Below are 25,358 nucleotides of genomic sequence, written 5' to 3'. Positions count from 1 at the left end.
ATTGAAACAGCCTCCCTCTGCTATTTATAAAATGCAGAGGGACACTTTTTTCATTTACATGCTTTCATGCATTGTACGGTTAATTACATCGATTTGTTGTTCACGAGTTAATTTAATAAAGTTTACAGCGTAACCAGATACGCGAATTGTTAATTGTGGATATTTCTCAGGATGTTCCATTGCATCCATTAATGTTTCACGGTTAAATACGTTAATATTTAAGTGATGTCCTTCTTTTACTGCATAACCATCAAGCATTGATACTAAGTTACGTACTTGTACTTCATCCTCTTTACCAAGTGCTTTTGGAATAATAGAGAATGTATTAGAAATGCCATCTTGTGCATCTTCATATGGTAATTTAGCTACAGATAATAATGAAGCTAACGCACCTTTTGTATCACGTCCATGCATTGGGTTCGCACCTGGTGCAAATGGTTCTCCAGTACGGCGACCATCTGGAGTGTTACCAGTTTTCTTACCGTATACAACGTTAGATGTGATTGTTAAGATTGACATTGTATGAACAGAATTTCTATATGTTTTGTGTTTACGAAGTTTATTCATAAATGTTTTCACAAGATTTACAGCAATTTCATCTACACGGTCATCATTGTTACCGTATTTAGGGAAATCTCCTTCGATTTCAAAGTCAACTGCAATTCCGTTTTCATCGCGAATTGGTTTTACTTTTGCGTATTTAATTGCACTTAAAGAGTCTGCTACTACAGATAGACCCGCGATACCTGTTGCCATTGTACGAAGAACATTTGTATCATGAAGTGCCATCTCAATACGCTCGTAGCTATATTTATCGTGCATGTAGTGAATAACATTTAATGTGTTTAAATATAGACCCGCTAACCATTCCATTGTCATATCAAACTTATGCATAACTTCTTCATAATCTAATACTTCAGAAGTAATCGGTGCGTACTCAGGACCAACTTGTGCTTTAGATTTTTCATCTTTACCACCGTTAATCGCATATAGTAATGCTTTTGCTAAGTTTGCACGTGCGCCGAAGAACTGCATTTGTTTACCAATTCTCATTGCAGATACACAACAAGCAATTCCGTAATCATCGCCGTAGTCAGCACGCATAATGTCATCATTTTCATATTGAATTGCTGATGTTTTAATAGACATTTTCGCACAGTAGTTTTTAAAGTTCTGTGGTAATTGTTTAGACCAAAGAACTGTTAAGTTTGGTTCTGGAGCTGGTCCTAAATTATCTAGTGTATGCAAGAAACGGAATGAGTTCTTTGTTACTAATGGACGGCCATCTAATGCCATACCGCCGATAGACTCAGTTACCCAAGTTGGGTCACCAGAGAATAATTCATTATAATCAGGTGTTCTTGCAAATTTCACAAGACGTAATTTCATAATGAAGTGATCCACAATTTCTTGTACGTCTTCTTCTGTTAAAGTACCATTTGCTAAATCTCTTTCAATATAAATATCTAAGAATGTAGAAGTACGGCCAAGACTCATTGCAGCTCCGTTTTGCTCTTTAATTGCTGCAAGATATGCGAAGTATAACCATTGGAATGCTTCTTGAGCAGTTGTTGCTGGCTTAGAAATATCAAAGCCATGAGAAGCAGCCATTTGTTTTAACTCTTGAAGTGCACGTATTTGCTCCGATAACTCTTCGCGTAAACGCATTATATCTTCACTCATTACACCGCCAGTTAAATTTAAATCTACTTTCTTCGCTTCAATTAAATGATCTACTCCATATAATGCTACGCGGCGGTAGTCACCGATAATACGTCCACGTCCGTATGCATCCGGAAGACCAGTAATAACACCTGATTTACGAGCAGCTCTCATTTCTGGTGTATAAGCATCAAATACGCCTTGGTTATGAGTTTTTCTCCAATCTCTGAAAATACGACTAAGCTCTTTATCCATTTCGTATCCATAAGATTCACAAGCTTGTTCCGCCATACGAATACCACCATATGGTTGTAAAGAACGTTTAAATGGTTTATCAGTTTGGAAACCGACTACTTTTTCAGTCTCTTTATTTAAATATCCTGGTTCATGTGATGTAATAGAAGAAACAATTTTTGTATCCATATCAAGAACGCCACCGTTTTCACGTTCTTTCGTTGTTAAATCCATTACTTGATCCCAAAGTTGTTTCGTTGCTTCAGTTGCTCCTGCTAAGAAAGATTCATCTCCCTCGTAAACGTTTACATTATTTAAAATGAAATCGCGAACATCAATCTCTGCTTTCCATTTTTCACCTTTAAAGTTTTCCCATGCGTTTTTAACATTTTCTAATACTTGAGTCATCCTAATCTCCTCCATTTTTGATTAGTACAGGACTAAGATTTTTTATATAACAGCTTACACACTTAGAATACTACTTTTTTACGAAAGTGAACGAAATAGTTGTGACATGTTTGTGAAATATTGAGCAAACTACTATATACATAGTGTTAACTTCATTTGAAAGTCTTTAAAATTAACCCTTTCCTTAATTGTATTTTTTTGGTATTCTTATATACGAGTCCTATTTTGTAATATAAGAACAATACCCATTGTAGAGCTGTAATACTCTTATCTCCTAATCTGTTATAGTTTTTATAGCAGAACAAAAAAGTGTACATATGTTGTACACTTTTTTGTTACCTATAAAATGAAACTTTAATCAGTGGGGGTCTTACTGCCCATTAAAGTCGGATAAAATATCTCTTTTTCTATTTCCATCATGGAATCCACCACGACTGCCTGTTAATACAATTAATTGCTCTAACCCTTCTATATGATCACCAATAATTCGAAGTACAGCTGGTGGATGACCTATTTTAGCAAAATGTTCACTGGGTCGAATACGGTTCATCTTATCGACTTCAACACGACTTACACATGCAACTTCAAATCCTGAAAGAATAGCTTTCACTTGAGCTACACACGGTGCCAGTAAAGATCTATATCCAATTTCTTTCAAACACTTACGACTAAACGCATTCGGTACAGCGATAAGAGAGCCTACGCCTAGATCTTTTCTATCACAAGCTAAATTTAATGCATATTTAAATGCAGTTACAAGATGAAGCGGTACTCTTAAATCTAAATAATGATTTAGATCATTTAATGCAACGTCTGTTCCATCTGCAATAGCTTTCGCAAAAGGATATAACTCACTCGCTGGAATAACAAAATCGCCGTCTATAAATAACACAATTTCTCCTTTTGCGAAATACGTTCCAAGTGAGCGCCCCACATCATTTCCGAGTGCTTCTTTATATACAATTGTCGTTGCTCCCTTTTCTTTTGCAATCGTTGCTGTTTGATCAGACGAACCATTTACAACAACGATAATTTCAAAAGGTTCAATTTTGCGAAGCTCTTCTATAACGTTTCCAATTGTTTTCTCTTCATCTTGTACAGGAATAATGACCGATAATTGCTTTCCCTTATACAAATTCGATGTAACGCCCCATCCTTGATAAAAATCTTTAAAATCTAAAGTATGATAGACACTATCTCTTTTCCTATTTCCATCATAATACCCTCCGCGTTCATCGCTACCTACTATTCGCTCCGCTACAGCTTCTATATGGTCACCTATCATCCTTTTTTCAGAATGAGAAAGACCCGTGCCATACGCAGCATGCTCGGTCGGCCGAAATTTATTTGGTGTAATAACGTCAATTGCACAATGTCGACTAATTCTCCATTTGCTTTGAATAAGGCGTAAATGAGCGACAATAGGATTAACAAAACATTCATACCCAATGCTTTGAACAACTTCTTTCGTCAACGCGTGAGGTACAGATAATAAAGAATCAATCTTTAACTCTTCACGCTCTAGCATTGCATTTAATATTTGGCGCCATACTGTCACTGAGTGCGGTTTTTGTTTCTTTAAAAATAACGCATCCAAATTATTTAAAACGATGTCGGCCTGATCATGTAAAATTGGATTTAGGAATAATTGTAACTTTGAAGTTTGAATAGCAAAATCTCCATCTATAAATAGTAATACGTCACCTATCGCGTGTTTTGCGCCAACTGCACGGCCAACATCATTCCCCAGTAGCTCTGTATACTTGATTACTTTACACCCTAAACGATCAGCAACCTCTTCTGTTCCATCATTACAACCGTTTGCTACTACAATAATCTCTACTGGATTTAATCCTTTTGCCGATTGAATAACGTCTGAAATCGTATCCGCTTCATTACATACAGGTATAATAATCGATAGTGACTTAGCCATTGTTTTCTTCACGAAACCATTTAATAGTTTCTTTCAACCCTTGTTCCCACGTTACTTTCGCTTGAAATTGAACAAGTTCTCTTAATTTCGTTACATCTGGTCTTCTATTTGGAATTTCTTCAAAGCCATGTGGATATACCTCTTCGAAAGGAACTTGAACAATCTTTGAAGAAGATTTCGTTAGCTTTTTAATTACTTCTGCTACTTCTTTTATACTCTTTTCATTCTCAGAACCTATATTAATAATCTCACCATTTACCTTCTCATCCATTGCTCGAATCGTTGCCTCTACCGCATCACTTACATACGTAAAACAACGTGTCTGTTTTCCATCTCCATATACGAGAATGTCTTCTCCTTGCAGTGCTGCGCGGATAAATCGCGGGATTACCCCTGCATACGGACCATCTTTCGCTCTTGGACCATACATATTAAAATAACGAACAATCGTTACAGGTAAGCCTGCTAAACCGTATCCTAAACATAATGTTTCTTCTAACGTTTTACAAACTGCATAACTCCAACGTATTTTAGAAGTTGCACCGTATAATCGATCTCCTTCTTCAGAAAAGGGTGGCTTTGCCTTACCATATACTTCTGAAGTAGACGCAAAAACAACTTTCTTCTTTCCTTTTAGCGCTGCTTGTAAAATGTTTCTCGTTCCATCAAAATTCGTTTCAATAAGCTCTATACTCTTTTCCATTGTCGTTTTCACACCTAAAATTGCTGCTAAATGAAACACTACATCATGTTGATTCACTAATTCATAAATAGAATTTCGATCTAAAACACTTATTGGAATAACCCGAATTTCTTTCATTAACTCATCATGATATTTATTTTTCCCTTTATAGAAATTATCAACGATAGTGACATCATAACCTCTTTTCACCAGCTCTTCAGCTAAATGTGATCCAATAAATCCTGCTCCACCTGTAATTAAACATTTCTTACTCATACACTCACCTTCTTTATAATTCCACGTGTATCTACGACTTGCTTTATCCCTTTAAAAATCTTCCAATCGATATTAGAGTGATCTGTTAAAATTAAAATACAATCCGCTTGTTTAACGACTTGTTCATCCAAAGAAACAGATTGATACACCTTATCTCCAAATTTTGCAGAAGAAATATATGGATCGTGATACTCTATCTCATATCCTTCTTTTATTAACAATTCAATAATTGGTAACGCTGGTGATTCTCTTAGGTCATTTACATCTTTTTTATATGCAATCCCTACAATTAAAACCGTTGCAGGTGATTGCACCACACCTTTTACTTTCCGGACCATTTTTTCTGGCATTTCCTCATTAATTACATGTGCCGCCTCAATTAATTGACTCATTGCTCCATTCTTTTTTATTCTCCACTGGAAATATAAAGGATCTACCGGAATACAGTGTCCCCCTATCCCTGGTCCTGGCCAATACGGCGTAAATCCAAACGGTTTTGTAGATGCCGCTTCAAGTGCCTCATAAAAATCAATTCCTAAACTTTCACATAGTATATTTAACTCATTTACTAATGAAATATTGACTAAGCGCTGAATATTTTCAAATAGCTTACACATTTCTGCTACTTTTGGGGAGCTAACTGGAACAACTACATCAAATATAGTGCTATACAAAGCCTGTACTTTTTGTTTACACATTTCTGTTTGTCCACTAATGACTTTTGGAATCGTTTGAACGGAATATTGACTATTAGCTGGATCAATTCTCTCAGGAGAATATCCAATATAGAAATCTTCTCCTACCTTTTTTCCTGTTTGAGAAATAATCGGAATAATAACTTCCTCGAGCGTACCTGGATATGTGGAACTTTCGAAAATGAAGGTTTGTCCTTTTTGAAGGTTTTGTTGTATATAATGCGAAGCTGAAATGAGGGCACTTAAGTCTGGTTCTCTTTGTTCATTAATTGGGGTTGGGACAGTGACAATAACGTAATCACTATTTTGAAAATCAGCAATACCTTGATCCGGTGTATTTACTATTAATTTTTTTCTAGTCAATAAACTTTGTAACAATTTAGAAGAAACATCTGGAATATAACTTTCTCCCTGTATAATTGATTCTATTTTTCTAGTATCTTTATCTAATCCAAGTACTGTATGTCCTCTCTCTGCAAAATGAACTGCCAAAGGAAGACCAACATATCCTAATCCGATAATGGCAACTGTACTACTAACATTCATCTGTATTCTCTTCTTCCTTTCTCAATTGTTGAATGATATTTCTATCCCGCTCTCCATCTGTAAAACTCCCGCGCTCGTCTGTGGATTGCAATAAATATGCAATCGCCTCGAGCTGATCACCGAAAATACGATCAAATGCTGGAATACGCCCATTTACAAATCCATGTTGCTCTGGGCGTACTCGATTTGTTTTTATAACATCTACAAATTCTACCGCTGTAATAGAGAATCCCTCCAAAATAGCTTTCATTTGAGCGAGTGGCGGAATGATAAGAGAATCATATCCGATTTTCTCTATTACTTTTTTATGCATAGCATGTGGTACTGCCGTTAATGAGTTATTCCATAAATCTGGTCGTTTCGCTACTAAATTCACAAAATATTTTCCCATGCTAATTGGGTCTGCCGGATGAAACATATCTAATAAACACTGTAAATCATTTAATGCCACATCATTTCCATCTTCAATAGCATGTAAAAATGGAATTAGTTTTTTTCCTGGAATAACAAAATCACCATCGACAAATAAACAAATATCGGCCGTAGCATGCATAGCTCCTATCGCTCGGGCTACATTATGTCCAAGCGCTTCCTCAAATTCAATAACAATGACATTCTCTAGCTTCGCTTGTTTAATTGTCTCAACGTCCGCTCCATTCGCAACAACTATAATTTCATCTACACCTGATTTTTTCACTTCTTGTATAACAGATCTTATAGTCGTCTTTTCTTCTGATACTGGGATAATCGCACTATATTTCGCTTTTTTCTTTTGTAATAAAACTGGTTTATACTTTCCTATAAATGCTCTATCCCTATTTCCTTCCGAAAAGCCACCACGCTTACCATATATTTCGATTACGTATTGCAAAGCACGTAAATGATCCCCCATAATACGACTAGTCGCTTTCGGATAAGGAGAGCCAGGTGATGTACCAGTATGAACGGGACGCACTTTATTTGTATGAATGACATCGACAGAGGCCATATCAACAATATCTACTCCTCTAGACATCGCTATCGCTTGAAATAATGCTGGATCCGCTAAATTCCACCAACCAAACTTTTGAATAACTTCTCTACTCATTGCATGCGGAATTGCGATTAAAGATCCAACAACAAGCTCTTTTTTATTCAAATAACGATTCAGCATAAATTTGCCAACTGTCGTATAATGCGGTCTCATCTTTAAATAAACAGACCATGTTAAATTATTCACAACAATTTGGTGACCTTGCTGAATGCCTTTTATAAAACGTTGTAGCTCTTTATTATCAATGACGATATCACCGTCTAAAAACAAAACAATGTCGCCTTTCGCTTCTCTTGCACCAATTGCCCGTCCAACATCATTACCAAGAGAATATTTATAATAAATGACATGGCAATGATGTTGTAAGGCTATTTCTTTTGTTCCGTCTGTCGATCCATTATCTACTACGATAATTTCATATGGTTTCAATTTCTCCACTTCTACTAAAACTTGTGATAAAGTACTCGCTTCATTATGCGCTGGAATAATAACTGATACCCTCATACTTGTACCACGCTTACCCTTCCAAGCGAACATAAGAAATGATAGGAATACGTACAACTACATCTTCCGGTGGTCCATAAGAAGGAGAAGTACGAACACTTACTGCCCCGTCTGTCACAGATAACAGAATACCTGCAACAATTTTGGCCGCTGTCACAACTTGCACTAGCTCACCAACATGATTACGTAATTCTTCAGTAAATAACATATATAAGTCTCCTTTCTTACGCTTCTTTAATTGATATAATACTTGTAAATGGCAATAAAACTTCTGTTCCTATTCCTTCTTGCAGTGTTAAGAAATCATCACCAACTGCTACAATCACACCTGTTAACTGTCCAACTGTCACCGTAATTTCTACGTTTTTACCCAAATACTGCTCTGCAATTTCTTTAAAAGGTGATGTATTACATTCTTTTAAAATGTTACAAATAATAGATTGAAATCTACTTGATTCAATAAATTCTTCCGTAGCTTGCTTAGAGTTTCTTTGAATAAACCTCGCGAAGTTTTGTGAAAATAAAAGTCGTTCCACAGCAGGTAATAACTTATTATCTAAAAAATAATCTAATTGTCTATTAAACAATCTCGATAACTTTTTCCAATAATTACTGAATAAACACATACACTTCTCCTCCTATTATTTTTAAATTATAAAAATATATCCATACATCTTAATGTATACAAAGCAGACTCTTTTTGTGATAGGTAAGACATACATTTTTCAACGAAACAATATGTTCTAATCACATAAAAAAAGACTACCTAAACAGATAGTCTCTTACACTTCAATATTTCGTAACATCGTATAAATGTCATTATTCACTTTACCAAAGGATTTAATGTTGTTTTGAATGTTAGATAATAAAACGACATATACACTTCCATTTTTACTAAATCCATTTAAACAGTTCCAGCCTGGCATTACACCGTGGTTCGAGTAACTTCCCGGGTCTACATACCATCCAAACCCGTAATCTTTTTTTCCACCTGTAAACATTTGATCGTAGCTTTCTTTTGAAATCAACTTTCCAGAGAAGAGCGCTTCATTAAATAAATATAAATCATGGGCACTTGTATATATATCACCACAACCATAAAGTTGTGACATACTTGGAATATTAGGTGTTGTCATATTGTTATTTACTATTTTATAACCTGTCGATGGAAATCTTGTTTGTTCTAGCTCTCTACCAAAACCAGAATGTTTCATACCAGCAGTAGCAAAAATATGTTGTTTAATATACTCTTCTAACGGTTGTCCGCTTACCTTCTCAGCAATATAGGCGAGTATTGAATAGTTAGAATCGGAATACTTCCATTTCTCTCCTGGACTTCCAATACGCTTTTGCTTTCCTATTCGTTTTATCAATTCTTCATGAGAGATATCCTCTGTTCCCTGCTCATACTCTGGAATTCCTGATGTATGTGTTAGTAAATGTTTTAACTGAATACCATTACCTTGAGGGAAATCTGGAATATACTTCGCAATCGTATCCTCTACATGTAACTTATTTTGATCTTTTAATTGCATAATAGTAGTCGCTACAAAAGCCTTTGAAATAGAACCAATATAAAAAGTTGTCTCTGAATTATTCGGTACTTGTTTTTCTTTGTTCGCCATACCGTATCCTTTATTCAAAAGAACCTTTCCGTTCTTCACAATAACCGCTGTCCCGCTAAATCCTGTTTTTTGCAAATATTGATCTAATTGAGCGTTTTCATTAATTTCTTGAGGTGGTCCCTCAGCAGGCTTTTCCACAGCTTGTGCTTGCTTCACTTGTTCTTCCTGCTCTTTTTGTTTTTTTGCTTCTTGCTTCTTTTTTTCTTCTTTCTTTTTTAGCTCTTCTTGTTTCTTCATTTCTGCTGCTGCTTTTAAAGTTTCTTCTTTCTTATTATGCGCAACAATTTTTGTATACATGAAATATACAAGTGAAAATAGTAAGACGAGAATGATTGTTCTTTTTATGTATACAATTGGCCGACGTGATTTCCCATTCGCATTATTTTTTTCGTGATCCATGATTGCTTTTTTCCCCTTATTTACCGATAATTTAATTCCACTACACAAGATTCATTCCGGATCTTTTTCATAGATTTTCGACATTCCATTCGATGTCATCCCTACTTTATCACGCACTGCACATATTACCAACCTATATGCACAAAAAAGAAAAAGAAAATTTACAAAAGTAAGATTCCCGTTAAATTTTTAATATAAAAAAAGAGGATACCCTCTAAAAAACTGATGTTATCAATTTTTTTGGATATCCTCTTATCTAATTATTTATACGTGTTTTTTCATATCATCGGCAACAGATTCAACATTTGTACCTACGATAACTTGGACACTCGTGTTACTTAATTTCATAACACCTTTTGCACCAGCACGTTTTAATGCTGCTTCGTTTACTTGACCAGCATCTTTCACTTGTAAGCGTAGACGTGTTGCACAGTTATCAATAACTGTTAAGTTTTCTTTTCCACCTAAAGCTGCTACGTAAGTTTCACCAATTGAACCTGCAACTGGAGCTTCTTCACCTTCAGCTACTTCCTCTTCATCTTCACGACCAGGAGTTTTTAGGTCGAACTTCTTAATTAAGAAGTAGAATACTACAAAGTAAATTGCTGCGTAAATTAAACCAATTCCTGCTAATAATACTGGTTTTGTTGCAATACCGAAGTTTAAGAAGTAATCGATTGCCCCAGCACTAAATGAGAAACCATCGTGTATGCCAAGTGTTGTTGTAATGAATAGAGACAGACCTGTTAATACAGCATGAATACCATATAATACTGGTGATAAGAACATGAATGAGAATTCAATTGGCTCTGTAATACCAGTTAAGAATGAAGTTAATGCTAGACCACCTAACATACCTGTAACCATTTTACGTTTTTCTGGTTTAGCAGCTGCAATCATTGCGAAACATGCTGCTGGTAAACCGAACATCATGATCGGGAAGAAACCAGTCATAAACATACCTGCTGATGGATCTTTTGCAAAGAAGCGTGCAATATCACCATGAACGATATCGCCAGCCGCATTTGTAAAGTCACCAAGTACGAACCAGAAGTATGTGTTCATTACGTGGTGTAAACCGATTGGAATTAATAAACGGTTTAATAATCCGAATAAACCAGCACCAATTGAACCTAAGTTTACGATACCATGTGCTACTGCATCAATACCACTTTGAATTGTTGGCCAAATTTGACCGAATACTAATCCTAAAAGTAACATTACGATTGAAGTAATGATTGGTACGAAACGTTTTCCTGCAAAGAACCCTAACCATTCTGGCAGTTTAATCTTATGGAATTTGTTGTATAGTAATCCCGCAACAACCCCTGCAATAATACCACCGAGTATGGCCATATTGATTTTCGGCGTTAACGCCGCTGCTTTTGAAACCTTTGTCATTGTATCTGCTAATTTAGTTGGATCTACTGAACCGACTAAATCTTGAACACTTTTTAATTTATCATTTAACTCTGCTGCTGAATACGTCTTACTTAGAGCATTCGTTGTATTTTGTAAAACAAGATATCCGATTGCTCCGGCAAGTCCAGCTGCTCCACTACCGTCAACAGACAAACCGATTGCAACACCAATTGCAAAAATAAGTGCTAAATTATCAAAAATTGCTGCACCGGCCTGTGCCATAACAGGAATGTTAAATACGTCTTCTTGTCCTAAACGAAGCAATAATCCTGCTGCTGGTAGTACGGCAATTGGAAGCATTAACGCTTTACCAATACGTTGTAGAAACTGCAACATTTTAATTCCCCCTATCAAATTTATGAAATCGTTATCATTATAAGTACGCCTTAGAAAACGCTTTCTATTTACATAACCATAATAACATATAGTTGTATAGATGTGTAGTTTTTATTTTTGAATTTTTTATGGATAAATCTCCTATTTCCAAACTGTTATATAAAAGGAAATTTCTCCTTTTTTACTACAGAATATTCAAAACGAAAGACCCTCTATAGAACATGCAACTTTCGTTTTATCATTCCACTTTTTCATGTTATTATTTATTTCCGAGCATATCGGGAAAAGTAAACTTAGTTAATTCGAAATAGGAGCGTTGGTACTATGCAGTGCATTGAAACAAACAACTTACAACAGTTGTTAGAACAAGTAAAACCATATACGAAAAAAGGAAAGCTTGCTACTTATATCCCCGAACTAGGAAATGCCAATCCAGATGATTTAGGGATTGCCATTTTCCATAAAGAAACAGAATACATCCATGCTGGCAACTCACAAACACTATTCACTCTTCAAAGTATTTCAAAAGTAATTACACTTGCACTTGCCCTTTTAGATCGTGGTGAAGAATATGTATTTTCTAAAGTTGGAATGGAACCAACTGGTGATCCATTTAATTCTATTATTAAGTTAGAAACGACAAGTCCTTCTAAACCACTTAATCCAATGATTAATGCGGGGGCACTAGCTATTACAAGCATGTTAGCAGGTAAAGATAATGAAGAAAAAATGGAGCGCATTCTTCATTTCGTACGTGAAATAACAGATAATCCTACTATTAATTATTCTTCTAAAGTTGCTAATTCAGAATTAGAGACAGCTTACTTAAATCGCTCACTTTGTTACTATATGAAACAAAACGGAATTATCGATTGTGACATTGAAGAGCTGATGGATTTATACACTCGTCAATGTGCAGTTGAGGTAAACTGTATCGATTTAGCACGTATCGGCTTAATTTTTGCGATGGATGGATATGATCCATATAAGAAAAAACAAATTATCCCTAAGCATATTACAAAGATTTGTAAAACATTTATGGTTACATGCGGTATGTATAACGAGTCTGGTGAATTTGCGATTCGTGTTGGTATCCCCGCAAAAAGTGGTGTAGCTGGTGGCATTTTCGGCTGCGTAAAAGGAGAAATGGGAATTGGTATTTTCGGACCAGCTTTAGATGCAAACGGAAATAGCATCGCTGGTTTTAAAATCCTTGAACTTCTTTCTGCTCAAGAAGGTTGGAGCATTTTTTAATTCAGAACCATCCTGCTATACTAGCAGGATTTTTTTTTGCATAAAACCCTCAATTTTATTAGCTACCGATCCCCTTACAAAAACCGTGCTGAAAGTTTCTCTATATTATGCATATTTGCTCCCCCAACCTGAATAGTATAGTACAACCTAGCGCTATATGTGGAGGTGTGAAAGATGAAACTAATATTTCAAATGGGAAAACAGCCTGTTCTTGAAAAAACAATTCTTCTTTTTATATTGAGTATTGTAGAAAGCTTAAAGCTAAAAGTTGTTTCACTCGATGAAGCTCACCGATACATATTCAATTTAGAAGTACTTGAACTATTAATGGATCGGAACATCGATGATCAAGTACTTGAACTTATTCATTTCGGAATGGGACTTGAAGACGTTCATCATGTGCTTCCTGAAGAATTTGAGCATACGATTGAAGAATTAAAGTGGCTTTGTATCCAAGTATTAAGTGAGTACAGTATGCATGAAGAATCGGAACAATTAATTGAAGATATACGTTAAAAAAGCACCTATGTAGGTGCTTTTAATGTTTTTTCAAACTATTTTTATACGTTTCAATATTTACTGGTAGCTCTTCCTCTTCTAAAGTATGTTCATTTACATCTTTATGAATGAATGCTCCTTTAGGTGGTTGATGGTCATGCCCTTTTTTCTTATGATCAAATGCTTTTCCGCGTCCCATACGGATCCCCCTTTCTTTAAAAGAAATCCGTATTAGTATGGAGAAAAGTACGTCGATATATGCAATCCTTTGCCATATTTCCAAGGAAATACTCGAACGTTGTTTTTTGTTCTCCTTACAACAACTGATCGATCCCAATAAGAATTAATAACACTCCCGCAATAACCGTAGCCCATTTCCCTAAGTATTCTGCTAAGTATCGTTTTCCTACATACGCAAAACCACTTATACAAATAAAACTAAACACACCAGAAATAATCGCTGTAAGCCAAAGGTTTAAATTTGTTACCCCAGCATCAAATCCACCTGCAATATTATTAATTGATAATGCAACGCCCAAAACAATTGCTTCTGAAAAACTAATTGTTTTAGAACCATCAAAATCTGCTTTTTCCGGATCACGTAAAATCCCCATAAGTACACTATCATCTTTAGAGTCTACGGTCTCTTTTTTACTCAAGAAAGGCTGACATAAAATAAACACTCCAATTATTCCCAAAACAATTGCCCCTATCAAATTTGCCGTAAACTCTGAAATAAATAATGCGATCCAACTCCCAAAAAATCCAGCTAATAAAGTAAATAAAAACCCAAAAAATGCGATGATAAAATTGTTGAACCACGAAATTCTAATTTTACGAATGCCATATGCAATTCCAACACCTGCATTATCTAAATTAGAAGCAATCCCAATTAAAAAAATTGAAAATAGACCTGCCGTACTCATAAACAGCCACCCCTTTTTTCTCACTTTTCCATGCATCTTATGAAAATGTTGAGCAACTGTGCCTGTCTGTTTCATATACATGTAATAAATGCTCAACATTTTTTCAACAACAAAAAGGAGTGCCTTCGCTATGCCTAAAGAAAATCCAAATGAGCGGCTTAGTACATTAATAAAAAAACTTTTAAAAGAACGTGCCTTATCTATGCGCCAACTCGGAATGCTTACAAATATTGATCCCGCAACAATCTCAAGAATTATGAATGGTAAACAACCGCCAAAACAAAAACATCTACAAAAATTTGCAGAATGTTTGCAAGTTCCACCCCAATTGTTATTTGATGAAATGTATCCTGATTCTCCTCACATTAATAAAGAAAAGACGGATATGTACACATCTCTTGATACCATTCAGCAAACGCTGCAATCCTCTAACTTATTCGATTTCGACTACACAACAACCCGTGTGAAACAAGAACTTGAAAATTATGAACGATATGCTCAAACAACAGAAGGAGAAAAACGTATTCATGACAGTTTTGCAAGTAAGCTAGAACAAATTGATAGTGCTGGTCCTTTCATTGAACAATTAACGGATATGTATCAACAATTTTGCAATGAAACGATTCCAAAAGAAGAGCGTGCAGTTCTTGGAGGGGCATTACTGTATTTCATTTTATCGACAGATATTATTCCTGACTATCTCTTTCCAATTGGCTATTTAGATGATGCAATTGCTGTTGAATTAGCAAAAGAGAAATTAATCGAACTAAAACGAAAGACATAGAAAATAAAGAACTATTTCAGTTGTTTCTATTCAACTCTGAAATAGTTCACTAAAAAATCGTACAAGTATACATACCTGTACGATTTCAACATACTAATCTATTTTTTCGTATGACACCATTCATATATAAATGCTGTTATTACTTTTGTAAATTCGATTAATTGTTCCACTTCAACTTTCTCATTTATTGAATGAGCCTCTTCTAATGTACCTGGTCCGTAAATAACAGCTGGAATATGAAATTCACTAAACCAACCACCATCCGTTACCGTTGCAGACATATCTAAAATTGCATTTTTAGATAAAGTTGATTCATGTACTGAGCTAAGCGTTTTTACAGCTGCATGTTCACTATCTATTTCTAAAGAAGGGAAAATTTCACCACGATCCACAATCATTGATTCTCCGCCCCACTTAAATTGTGGTGGATTTTCACTTAACCATGGATCGGCAGCTGCTACTTTCCCAATATACTCTTCAATTTCTTTTATTATTTGTTCATGTGTTTCATTCGGATAAAAGTGTACTGTTATCCATAACCGGCACTCATCCGCAATAAACGCTGCATGTCTTCCGCCCTCAATAACAGCTGGATTAATTGTTGTTGTTCCAGATGGATAGCCTTCATATGTTTTCATGACTGCCCAATGACGCTCTAATTCTTGTAAACTTTGTACAATTTTCATCATTTTTTCAATCGCACTCGCTCCAAATAAACGTCCTCCAGCATGAATCATTTGTCTGCGTGTTGCATCATGAAACGTTTGGGGGCTTTTCACAGTAATCCATCCAGTAATTACGCCCCCCTGTCCTTGCATATGTAAATCACTCGTATCCACTACGACTGCAAAATCAGCATCATAACCCCTTTTGCAACATTGAAGCGTACCTGCCTCTCCAACTTCTTCTCCGATTACGGATTGAAAGATTAAATCTCCGGGCAATTCAATGCCTGCTTCTTGTAAAAGCTGAATAGCAAATAATGCCCCAGCTAATCCCCCTTTCATATCTGCCGCACCACGTCCAACTAACCAACCATCTCTTATAAATGGCTCAAACGGACTCGTTTCCCACGCCTCATCTGCTGATATTTCCGCTACATCCATATGCCCATTAATAATAAGACTTTTATGTGTGTCACTTTCTATCCCTTTTTTCACCCCAACAACGTTCGGGTCATTCGGATATACATCCCATTTATCAACACAAAAATTTCGTTTTCTTAGAAACTGTGCAACAAATTCTTGCGCCTCATTTGTATTTCTCGCCGGCGGTGCTGGTGTTTCAAAACGAATTAATGTTTTTGTAAGCTCTAGTAACTCATTTTTTCGTAGATCAATCTGTTCTAATAGCTGTGCAACTTCTTCATTCATCGCTAATTCCCCTTTGCATACGTAGTATGTTCCCAGCTTTATTTTCACAAAAAAAGAGACTGTTTACAATTTTACAGTCTCCAAATTAATCACTATTATAAACTCTCTATTTCTGTTGTCTTTGTCTTTTCAATATGCTCTAAGTTACTCCCCTTATTTCTTGTCGCACGGTAAAACAGTAAACAAACAATCATAAAGGGAATACCACAATACAATGCCATTCTTTGTTCTGGAATAAAGGCCATACCTACAATTACTGTTATATTTAATACTAACGCAAGCAGTGGAACGAATGGATACAGTGGTGTTTTAAATTTCAAGTCCTTAACATCCCCGCCCTGCTTAATATATGCCCTTCTAGCTAATAAGTTAGATAGAGCAATAGATGCCCAAACTAGTATTGCTCCAAATCCAGCAATAGAAAGCAACCATAAATAAACTGTATCTTCCGCATAAATACCTGATAGTAATGAGAGACAACCTACAATTGTACTTACAATCAATGCATAAATTGGAACACCATTTTTAGATAACTTACTAAAAATCGGACTAATCATTCCTTGATTAGACATAGACCATAGCATACGAGAAGTTGCATATAATCCTGAATTCGCAACGGATAGAACCGCTGTAATAATAACGAAATTGATAATATCGGCTGCATAAGGAATACCAATTTTATCAAACACAACTACGAATGGACTTTCTATTACTCCCGCCTGTTGCCAAGGGAATAATCCTGCAAGAATGAAAATAGATAATACAAAGAACACAAGTATACGCCAAACTGTATTATTAATTGCCTTCGGGATCGTTTTCTCTGGATTTTCACTCTCACCTGCTGCAATGCCGACTAGTTCTGTTCCTTGGAAAGAAAAATTAACTGCAATCATCGTAACTAAAATAGCTGATAAACCATTCGGAAACAGTCCACCGTAATCAGTAAAGCTAGAGAACATCGGTGCTGGTTCATTTCCTTTCATATCTAGAAAACCAAACATTGCTGCCCCGCCCAAAATAATAAATGCTATGATCGTAATTACTTTAATACTTGCAAACCAAAATTCAACTTCTGCAAAACTTCTTGAAGATAACGCGTTGATAGCAAAAAGCAGTACCGCAAACACTACGCACCAAATCCATGAAGGGACATCAGGAAACCATCGTTTCATTAAAATGCTAACTGCAATGAGTTCAATCCCTATCGTAGCTGACCAGTTTAACCACGACATCCATCCGACTACATAACCAGCTGCAGGGGAAATGTGCTTCGTTGCATACGTTTGATAAGATCCTGCGTCAGGCATCGCAACAGCTAACTCTCCAAGACAGAGCATCGTTAAATACATAACAAATCCCCCAACAAGATACGCTACAATTGCTCCTCCAGGGCCAGCCTCATGAATTGTATACCCAGATCCTAAAAAAAGGCCGGTACCAATAACTCCCCCTAGTGCAATCATAAATATGTGCCTGCTTTTCAATTCTCTTTTTAATCCTTGGTTTTGATCCATCATATAAATCCCCCCTCTTCCCTTTGAAAACTCATTTCATGTAAGCGTTTTTAAAATCATTCATAACAAAAATAATTATTGAAAATAGCAAAATACATAGTATTAATTACTACCTGTTATTAAAAGATCATCCCTCATTGTTATTAATAACTTTTGATCAGCGATGGCTTGCCCTTCTACTACTTCTAATGATTCGATATACCCACTGATTCCTACCTTAATTTCTACTTTCTGTTTATCTATCGTTTCAATGAGCGCTAATTTCTCCCATTCGTATACGTAAGAACTTTCCGTAACAAATAACTTCTCTACTTTCCCGTAACAAGGACTATACACGCCTTCTATAACCGTCTTCACTTTATAAATTCCTCCTTCTTATTAGTTGGTACTGAAACGTTGCATATCCCTCCTTTAAAGATTTCAACTATTATTTATGCAAAATGCGTACCAATCTCCAATTCCTACTTAAAATGAAGGTTTCTCACAAAAAAAACTTCATAACCGCAAAATTTTTCTATCATTTAAGAGATTTTAAAAGGAAAATAGCAAAAAAATTTTGCGATTTTATAAGAATTTTAATAAAATTATAAAAAGTCAGTCTTCATAGGGTGAAATGAGGAGAAGATAATCTATGCGTACAGAAGAAATTAATTTAAAACAGATCATGGAAATGAATATGCTATATGAAACTTTACTCAATGAACTCGATATCGGGATTCATATTATTAATGAGGAAAGTAAAACGATTATCTATAACCGCAAAATGATGGAAATTGAATCAATGGAACGCTCAGATGTGTTATATAAAAATCCTTTAGAAGTATTCGCATTTGAAGAAAATAAAAATAGTACTCTTATAGAAGCATTAAAGTTAGGAAAAACAAACAAAAATATAAAACAAACATACTTTAACAATAAAGGGCAAGAAATTACGACGATTAACAATACTTTTCCTATAATAGAAAATGGAAAAATTAAAGGTGCTATTGAAATTTCAACAGAGATTAGCCATTCCAAACAAACAATGAAAACAAACCTTTATCGAAAACCAAATAATAAGTTTACCTTTGACCACATAATCGGTGATTCTAGTGCTATTCAATCCGTCATTACAGAAGCGAAGAGAGTCATTCGTACATCCTCATCCATACTTCTCGTAGGAGAAACAGGGACCGGTAAAGAACTATTTGCACAAAGTATCCATAATGAAAGCCAGCGTTCAGGCAAACCATTTATTTCACAAAACTGTGCCGCTATACCTGATACGCTCATGGAAAGCTTATTATTTGGTACGAACCGAGGTGCATTTACAGGAGCCATCGATAAAGCTGGTTTATTTGAAGAAGCAAACGGAGGAACTTTGTTATTAGATGAGATTAATTCGTTAAGTCCAGCACTTCAAGCGAAGTTACTGCGAGCTATACAAGAAAAAACAATACGAAGAATCGGAGGCACACAAGAAAAAGAAATTGATGTTCGTATTATAGCGACTATTAATGAGGATCCTCTTGAAGCTATTACACACAATCGATTACGGGAAGACTTATATTACCGATTAAGCGTCGTTACTTTATGTCTCCCGCCTTTACGCGAACGAAAAGAAGATATTTCAGCTCTTGTTCAGCACTTTATCGAAAAGTACAACATTCAATTCGGACTCGGCGTGACGGATCTAGATGTACATGTAAGAGAATTCTTGTATGCATATGATTGGCCTGGAAACGTACGAGAGTTGGAACATGTCATTGAAGGTTCAATGAATTTAGTTGAAGATGAAAATATCATTACAGCGTTTCATCTTCCCACTCGCTTTCGCGAACGAATAAAAAAAGAATTCAATATGCCCCCCTCCTAACTAATAACGATACTGATACGCAAAAAACGTTAAAACACACAATAGCAGAAATGGAAAAGAACTACATCAATCAAATTTTAAAAGAGTATCATGGTAATATTTCACAAGCTGCAAAGTTTTTAGGATTAAGTAGGCAAAACTTACAATATCGAATTAAAAAACTGCATTTACACATATAAAATAAGAATTCAGTCAGTGGAGTTTTTGTCCATCTTCCACTGATTACTAGCCCTCACCGATTAGACTTTTATTGCCTACTCAAACGGGATCACTCTGTTTCCAAGTACAAATAATTTTTTGGTAAAATATGCTATAATTAACATATAACATACTTGAAAGGAATGATATATATGAGTAGTGATACAAAATTAAAGTTATTACAATACTTAGCCTTCTTCCCTACCATTGTATGTATGATGTTGTTCATGGATATGAACAACTTTCCTTATGCAAAGCTATTCGCGACAATTAGCGGATCTTTTGCAGCCATTATGCTTGCTGCTTTTTGGAATTTGAAGATACGTATGAAGAAAGAGAAATCTTCTTAACGCCAGAACATAAAAAATCGAGCCTAAACAGCTCGATTTTTTTACTGACTATTAAAACTCAACATTCTCCAAATACAAACCACTCGCCTCAGCAAGACAATTAATTTGATTACGTTGTTTCTCCTCTAAAATTTGAGGAATCGCCTCGGCATCTAATTGTCCTAACCCAACTTCAATTAATGCTCCAACAATTTTTCGTACCATATTATGAAGGAATCCGTTACCACTTACTCTAATTTGTACAAATCCTGCTTCTTCCATCACTTCAAGTGTATATACTTCTCGCACCATAGACTTTTTCTTTGATTTTGCATTTGAAAAAGCAGTAAAGTCATGTGAACCAACTAAATGTTTCGCAGCTTCTTTCATGCTTTTCACATTTAATTTTTTATTAACATGCATGCTGTATTTACGCATAAATGGATTTGTATGCTCTTCATTCCAAATTTTATACAGATATGTTTTTGCTTTAGAGTTGTAACGAGCATGGAAGCGATCTTGAACTTCTTCTACATTCGTAATGCTAATATCGTTGGGTAAATATTGATTTAAATATTTTTTCACTTTATGTTCCACTAACTTCTCATCACTTTGAAAGTTAGCAACTTGATTCAAAGCATGTACACCAGCGTCTGTTCTACTACAACCGATAATTTCAGTTTCTTTTCCGACCATTTCAGAAATGACACTTTCAATTTTTCCTTGAATCGTATTATCGTTATTACCGAGACGTTGCCATCCTTTAAAACGTGCACCGTCGTACTGAATCGTTAATTTATAATTATGCATAATATTCTCCTTCATAGAAAATATTCCCTCATACCATGAGGGAATATGAATAAACTTTACTTTCTAACAAGCTTCACTACATTTTCTACATGAGCTGTATAGAGTATATCATATCTTTCAGTGTAACTTATATTATCCTTGTGCATTCTACTGCAAAGAAAAAACAATATATTTTCTTTTCGTTACATTGAATGTATTTAATTTATATTGAGTGTGTGGTCATATTTGTGGTCAGTGGTCAAAAGAGAGTGGACATTTTATATGCCACTCTCTTCTTATTTTTATTTCTATTAAATCGTTTGATTAAATTAATATAAAATCACACTTTTAAAATATGGTTTTAATTGGTATGATTTACTTAATTTAAGGAGGCGATGTTGTGGAATTAAGAACAACAGTAGACGGAAATTCATATATCATTGAAGTTGAGAAAAAGAAAGCTTCTAAAAAAGGAATTATAGCTCGATTATTAACATTAATAACAGGTTCATTTTTTATTCTTTTAGGAATTGTTTTGTCTATAACAATAATAGGGGCAATTGTTGGTATACCGTTAATTATTTTCGGTATTCCATTCGTTTTCGCTTCCCTAGGATATCAACGTGTAGAATGTCCTAATTGCAATAGAAAACAGACAGTGAAAAAAGGAATTGGCAACTTTAAATGTCATAGTTGTGAGAAAAACACATTAATTGAGTGGAAATAATAAGGGGAGAACTACTATGAAAGTTATTCGCTCTATTTTTAACGGATTTCGTATAATGAGTAAAATTATGAATCCAATATTAAAGGCATTATCTAAAAGTAAATTCTAATTACATAGAAATAAAAAAAGCCGCCTATAGGACGGCTCTTATTTTTGCCAATCAAACTATTCTTTTGTTTTATTTTTTAATGTACTCGTACCACCAGTTTCTTTCATCCATCCAAGCTGTAATCTTATCAAGCTCGCCATTAGGTAGTACTTCAGTTTGTAAGTAAGCTAAACCAGTTAATGGATCAGAGACAACCTTCCCTTTAGTTCCACGCTCATTCATAGCATTTACGACTTCCTGAACCAATGAAATACCAAAACCACCAGATTTAACGTATTGATAGCCACCATTTGAAACTGCTTGTTCTGGTCGTTCTTTTTCTGTAAACCAAGATAAAGGTTTACTTCCAATTAATTCATTCAAATCACATTTGCCGATACCAGGCACATTTCCTGTTTCAGTATATTGCCAAATATCGCATGGATATGCTGGTTTATTACCGCCATATCGTGGAATCCATACAAAATCAGCTTTTACATTCGCCATACCAAAAGGAGCGTACATATGATGGCCAACATATAAACCTACTTTTTTAGCTCCTAATCGGCGCAATTCATCGATAAACGCTTGTGTCCCTGCTCTCATATCATCCATTGTTTTTACTTCTACATCAGCCACCCAGACTGTTGCGCTCTTATCTCCACGGTTCCAGAAGTCACGAGCTTCTATACGCGCATCATTTTCAGAAACAAAACGACAGAATGCATAGTTACCAAAAGGGATACCATGTTGCTTCATAGCTTGTACATAACCTTTATACAAAGGATCTACATAATTCGAACCATCTTGTACACGAGCAATAACAAAATCTAAGTATTGCTTTGCTACAGGCCAATTAATATTACCGTTCCATTTTGAAATATCTACAGTGTAACCCATTATTTATCGTCTCCTTCGCTATTTACATCATGATCAGACCAAATACCTAATGCAATACCAACTGACAGCAAATAAGGTGCTAATTCATCCAAAAAGCTCTTAGCTTCTGGAACACCAAACTTTGTAAACAAAAATCCAAGCAAAGAAAAAACCGCAACCCATGTTTTCCAGTTGCGGAATCGTTTTTTAATATTCTCTTTTGTCATAATTAATTTATCTCCTTTTCTAAAGTGTCAATGCGTTTGTGTGCTTGTTTAGAACTTTCCTCTACTCTTGTAATTCTTTCTCCAAATAAAATCATTTGTTTTTCACTTGCCTTTTGATCAATCCGAATATCATCAACTCCTTTCCTGATATACCCTAATTCTGCTCTCATTTCTGCACTTTCTTGTCCATCAGACTTTACAGACTTTGTTCTATTCAATGAATAGCCCAAATAGCTAACGGCAAGTGATAACATTGCAATAAGTAAACCAATTTCAATTGTCATTTCTTCACTCCTTTTTATGCTGCAAAGCAACTTGAATCCATTCCAAATATCTCAGCAATATCTTCTTCACTTCTGTCTTTCAAATAAGATTCAGTTGTAGAAATATCAGAATGGTTAGCCAGTGATTTTAATTTTTCTAGTGGAACACCTTGTACTTTCAAATTATCTAATCTGCTATGACGGAAACAGTGGGGTATCCCCCCTCGTATTATCTAACGTTCAAATTATATAATAAAAAGGGAGTGTTTTTTGAAATATTTATTTCGTTAAGTTTTACTGTTCCCAAGCTCCCCAAGTATTTCCGCCAACATTCCAAAAGCGTCTCCATGTTTTTAAAGGCGACGTTCGGGGTTGCCATTCTTGGTAAGAGTATGTGTCATCTGTATCCACGAAGCGGTGTGTTTTTAGAACTCCCCCTACATTCGGTGTTGGCGCGGTTGCACCTGCACCTGCACCTGTGAATCTACTAAAAGTTACAGAACCTTTAGTATAAGTTGTAATACTAGCATCAAAACTAGACCCAACGTTATCTTTCGTAATCATTGTGCCAGTGTAGTTTACTGTTGTCCATGATTGCCATGAGGATGACCCAGTACTCCATCTTCTTACGTAAACAGTAGTTGTGACGTTTTCGATAAACAATTGCTTTGTATAAGCATCATCTACATCACGGAAAGTTAACAATGTACCTCCATATGCGCCAGGAAGTCCTGTTGCACCATTCCAATGGTTAGAAACCGTTGTTTTACCTTTCTTGTAAGATGATGGTAATTTTGTCAAATCTCCATCAATTGCATTATAAACCATTCCGTTGTTGTCTACATTACTTTCGGATTTACCTGTGTTTGATATATATAGGTAGTTAGTGTTTGCTGATTTATCACCAATCTCAATGGCATTACCTTTCATTTTCAGTCCTTCGTCAATTGTAACAATAGGGACATTTTTAGATTTAATATAATCAATTAAGTCTCTAAATAGTTGTTGACGGGCAGGATCAGCATAGGCTCTCATCCAACCATGAGTCATGAAAATGAGCCATTTCTTTTTACTGATAGCTAAATCCACTTCGGCTTTAGAATCAGCTAACGTTCTCGTTTCCATATCCAGACGGTCTAGGCAATAAGTATCCATAGGTGCAATGTTATCGTCACCATCAGTGGCAACGCCACATTTGTAGTATTGCTTTACAATATTCTTCGTTCTTACATCGGTTTTATTTACACCGTTAGGATATACGAAAATATCATGACCTTTAAAACCATTATTTTTTAAAAAATCCCTTGCTAACACACATTCTTTTATAGCGTCCGTATCGCTGAGATCGCTTAATGTAGCATGTGTATGACCATGAGACACAATTTCGTACCCCTCATTTTGCAGTGTTTTTAGTTGATCGACTGTGAGATATCCGCTTGTTCCTGTTTTCGCTGTAGTGATAGCTAAACTTCCTTTGATTCCTTTTTCATCGTAGATAGGTTTTAAATTTGTTAAGAAGTCATTTCTACCGTCATCGTCTACAAAAGATATAATACAGTTTTCATATCCTTTAAAAGGAACATGTATATCCTTCAATTGTTGGGCTTGTTCGCTTACATCATTGGACAAAATCCCAATTTTATTCGAATCTACATCAATTCTCTCTTTCAGAGTAGGATAAGTTATACCGTTTGGGTCAACCCGCGCCTGTGCTGCTTCAACTGAAGAATCACCATTAATCACAATTTCGTTTAATTGCTTTTGTATATTAATAGATAATTCATTAGCTTGTTCTGCGAATTCTTTTGCATCATGAGCTTCTCTATACGCTTCGCTATTTAACAAATCTAATTGTATTTGTTCTAGTTGCCAAATCAATTCTTCTAATTGAGAAATGTA

The 25,358-nt window shown here is 35.4% G+C and carries 24 protein-coding genes and 2 pseudogenes; 6 read left to right on the top strand and 20 right to left on the bottom strand.

What is annotated here, in order from left to right:
* Nucleotides 1-54 precede the first annotated feature (54 nt).
* The 9 genes from pflB to nagE form a co-directional block, all read right to left on the bottom strand.
* Nucleotides 55-2,304 carry a formate C-acetyltransferase gene (gene pflB / locus PDQ68_RS16710; RefSeq protein ID WP_000195491.1) on the bottom strand — a complete coding sequence of 750 codons (2,250 nt, stop codon included), beginning with the start codon at nucleotides 2,302-2,304 and terminating at the stop codon, nucleotides 55-57.
* A gap of 370 nt (nucleotides 2,305-2,674) precedes the next feature.
* Nucleotides 2,675-4,237, bottom strand: coding sequence for a glycosyltransferase family 2 protein (locus PDQ68_RS16705; RefSeq protein WP_001129987.1), 1,563 nt, complete (start codon nucleotides 4,235-4,237; stop codon nucleotides 2,675-2,677).
* Entirely contained in the window at nucleotides 4,230-5,195 is a 966-nt protein-coding gene (locus tag PDQ68_RS16700) for an NAD-dependent epimerase/dehydratase family protein (RefSeq protein WP_061183163.1), read from the bottom strand. Before PDQ68_RS16700 ends, PDQ68_RS16705 begins: the two co-directional genes overlap by 8 nt.
* Entirely contained in the window at nucleotides 5,192-6,436 is a 1,245-nt protein-coding gene (locus tag PDQ68_RS16695) for a nucleotide sugar dehydrogenase (protein ID WP_016716383.1), read from the bottom strand. The genes PDQ68_RS16700 and PDQ68_RS16695 overlap by 4 nt, the downstream gene beginning before the upstream one ends.
* Nucleotides 6,426-8,006, bottom strand: coding sequence for a glycosyltransferase family 2 protein (locus PDQ68_RS16690; protein WP_000458459.1), 1,581 nt, complete (start codon nucleotides 8,004-8,006; stop codon nucleotides 6,426-6,428). The genes PDQ68_RS16695 and PDQ68_RS16690 overlap by 11 nt, the downstream gene beginning before the upstream one ends.
* A complete protein-coding gene (locus PDQ68_RS16685; protein WP_061183164.1) occupies nucleotides 7,987-8,181 on the bottom strand; it encodes an LSm family protein in 195 nt (64 codons plus the stop codon). Before PDQ68_RS16685 ends, PDQ68_RS16690 begins: the two co-directional genes overlap by 20 nt.
* Before the next feature lie 16 nt (nucleotides 8,182-8,197).
* Complete coding sequence (locus PDQ68_RS16680; RefSeq protein ID WP_000335549.1) at nucleotides 8,198-8,599, bottom strand: LSm family protein; 402 nt, start codon at nucleotides 8,597-8,599, stop codon at nucleotides 8,198-8,200.
* A 156-nt stretch (nucleotides 8,600-8,755) separates the two neighbouring features.
* Nucleotides 8,756-9,997, bottom strand: coding sequence for a serine hydrolase domain-containing protein (locus PDQ68_RS16675; protein ID WP_014893337.1), 1,242 nt, complete (start codon nucleotides 9,995-9,997; stop codon nucleotides 8,756-8,758).
* 264 nt (nucleotides 9,998-10,261) lie between these two features.
* Nucleotides 10,262-11,755 carry an N-acetylglucosamine-specific PTS transporter subunit IIBC gene (gene nagE / locus PDQ68_RS16670; RefSeq protein WP_000938882.1) on the bottom strand — a complete coding sequence of 498 codons (1,494 nt, stop codon included), beginning with the start codon at nucleotides 11,753-11,755 and terminating at the stop codon, nucleotides 10,262-10,264.
* Nucleotides 11,756-12,079: 324 nt separating this feature from the next.
* On the opposite strand from nagE, the gene glsA reads away from it, so the two are divergent.
* Both glsA and PDQ68_RS16660 read left to right on the top strand, forming a co-directional pair.
* A complete protein-coding gene (gene glsA / locus PDQ68_RS16665) occupies nucleotides 12,080-13,009 on the top strand; it encodes a glutaminase A (protein ID WP_001149853.1) in 930 nt (309 codons plus the stop codon).
* Between the two features lie 174 nt (nucleotides 13,010-13,183).
* Complete coding sequence (locus PDQ68_RS16660; RefSeq protein ID WP_000766605.1) at nucleotides 13,184-13,525, top strand: DUF3969 family protein; 342 nt, start codon at nucleotides 13,184-13,186, stop codon at nucleotides 13,523-13,525.
* A 22-nt stretch (nucleotides 13,526-13,547) separates the two neighbouring features.
* On the opposite strand, the gene PDQ68_RS16655 is transcribed toward PDQ68_RS16660, so the two are convergent.
* On the bottom strand, nucleotides 13,548-13,706 hold the full coding sequence (locus PDQ68_RS16655) for a hypothetical protein (RefSeq protein ID WP_000532411.1): 159 nt from the start codon (nucleotides 13,704-13,706) through the stop codon (nucleotides 13,548-13,550).
* A gap of 115 nt (nucleotides 13,707-13,821) precedes the next feature.
* Entirely contained in the window at nucleotides 13,822-14,433 is a 612-nt protein-coding gene (gene ytaF / locus PDQ68_RS16650) for a sporulation membrane protein YtaF (RefSeq protein WP_000100734.1), read from the bottom strand.
* Between the two features lie 130 nt (nucleotides 14,434-14,563).
* Here ytaF and PDQ68_RS16645 point away from each other — a divergent pair, with 130 nt between their 5' ends.
* Complete coding sequence (locus PDQ68_RS16645; protein ID WP_001123724.1) at nucleotides 14,564-15,217, top strand: helix-turn-helix domain-containing protein; 654 nt, start codon at nucleotides 14,564-14,566, stop codon at nucleotides 15,215-15,217.
* 98 nt (nucleotides 15,218-15,315) lie between these two features.
* On the opposite strand, the gene PDQ68_RS16640 is transcribed toward PDQ68_RS16645, so the two are convergent.
* From PDQ68_RS16640 to PDQ68_RS16630, 3 genes are all read right to left on the bottom strand, one after another.
* On the bottom strand, nucleotides 15,316-16,590 hold the full coding sequence (locus tag PDQ68_RS16640; RefSeq protein WP_001001562.1) for an acetylornithine deacetylase: 1,275 nt from the start codon (nucleotides 16,588-16,590) through the stop codon (nucleotides 15,316-15,318).
* A gap of 95 nt (nucleotides 16,591-16,685) precedes the next feature.
* On the bottom strand, nucleotides 16,686-18,107 hold the full coding sequence (locus PDQ68_RS16635; RefSeq protein WP_061183165.1) for an amino acid permease: 1,422 nt from the start codon (nucleotides 18,105-18,107) through the stop codon (nucleotides 16,686-16,688).
* Between the two features lie 99 nt (nucleotides 18,108-18,206).
* Nucleotides 18,207-18,461: a biotin/lipoyl attachment domain-containing protein gene (locus tag PDQ68_RS16630; protein WP_061183166.1), complete on the bottom strand. Its 255-nt coding sequence runs from the start codon at nucleotides 18,459-18,461 to the stop codon at nucleotides 18,207-18,209.
* Between the two features lie 274 nt (nucleotides 18,462-18,735).
* Between PDQ68_RS16630 and PDQ68_RS16625 the strand changes: the two are divergent.
* Both PDQ68_RS16625 and PDQ68_RS16620 read left to right on the top strand, forming a co-directional pair.
* Nucleotides 18,736-20,138 (top strand): annotated as a pseudogene (locus PDQ68_RS16625) (sigma-54 interaction domain-containing protein).
* A gap of 171 nt (nucleotides 20,139-20,309) precedes the next feature.
* Entirely contained in the window at nucleotides 20,310-20,507 is a 198-nt protein-coding gene (locus PDQ68_RS16620; RefSeq protein WP_061183168.1) for a hypothetical protein, read from the top strand.
* Between the two features lie 51 nt (nucleotides 20,508-20,558).
* Here PDQ68_RS16620 and truA read toward each other — a convergent pair whose 3' ends face one another.
* Nucleotides 20,559-21,296, bottom strand: coding sequence for a tRNA pseudouridine(38-40) synthase TruA (truA, locus tag PDQ68_RS16615; RefSeq protein WP_061183169.1), 738 nt, complete (start codon nucleotides 21,294-21,296; stop codon nucleotides 20,559-20,561).
* 379 nt (nucleotides 21,297-21,675) lie between these two features.
* Between truA and PDQ68_RS16610 the strand changes: the two genes are divergently transcribed.
* Nucleotides 21,676-22,002: a DUF5362 family protein gene (locus PDQ68_RS16610; RefSeq protein ID WP_061183170.1), complete on the top strand. Its 327-nt coding sequence runs from the start codon at nucleotides 21,676-21,678 to the stop codon at nucleotides 22,000-22,002.
* Nucleotides 22,003-22,180: 178 nt separating this feature from the next.
* Here PDQ68_RS16610 and PDQ68_RS16605 read toward each other — a convergent pair whose 3' ends face one another.
* The 5 genes and pseudogenes from PDQ68_RS16605 to PDQ68_RS16585 form a co-directional block, all read right to left on the bottom strand.
* Nucleotides 22,181-22,990, bottom strand: coding sequence for a GH25 family lysozyme (locus tag PDQ68_RS16605; RefSeq protein WP_061184282.1), 810 nt, complete (start codon nucleotides 22,988-22,990; stop codon nucleotides 22,181-22,183).
* Nucleotides 22,990-23,196, bottom strand: coding sequence for a hypothetical protein (locus PDQ68_RS16600; RefSeq protein ID WP_000159645.1), 207 nt, complete (start codon nucleotides 23,194-23,196; stop codon nucleotides 22,990-22,992). Before PDQ68_RS16600 ends, PDQ68_RS16605 begins: the two co-directional genes overlap by 1 nt.
* A 2-nt stretch (nucleotides 23,197-23,198) precedes the next feature.
* On the bottom strand, nucleotides 23,199-23,480 hold the full coding sequence (locus PDQ68_RS16595) for a hypothetical protein (protein WP_061184283.1): 282 nt from the start codon (nucleotides 23,478-23,480) through the stop codon (nucleotides 23,199-23,201).
* A gap of 14 nt (nucleotides 23,481-23,494) precedes the next feature.
* Nucleotides 23,495-23,674: pseudogene (locus tag PDQ68_RS16590) on the bottom strand (site-specific integrase); the annotation flags it as partial.
* 79 nt (nucleotides 23,675-23,753) lie between these two features.
* A complete protein-coding gene (locus tag PDQ68_RS16585; protein ID WP_270786891.1) occupies nucleotides 23,754-25,337 on the bottom strand; it encodes a polysaccharide deacetylase family protein in 1,584 nt (527 codons plus the stop codon).
* Nucleotides 25,338-25,358: the final 21 nt, after the last annotated feature.

The sequence above is a fragment of the Bacillus cereus group sp. Bc010 genome (assembly GCF_027716745.1).
GTDB lineage: Bacteria > Bacillota > Bacilli > Bacillales > Bacillaceae_G > Bacillus_A > Bacillus_A pacificus.
This window is presented reverse-complemented; position numbering and strand designations above follow the sequence as displayed.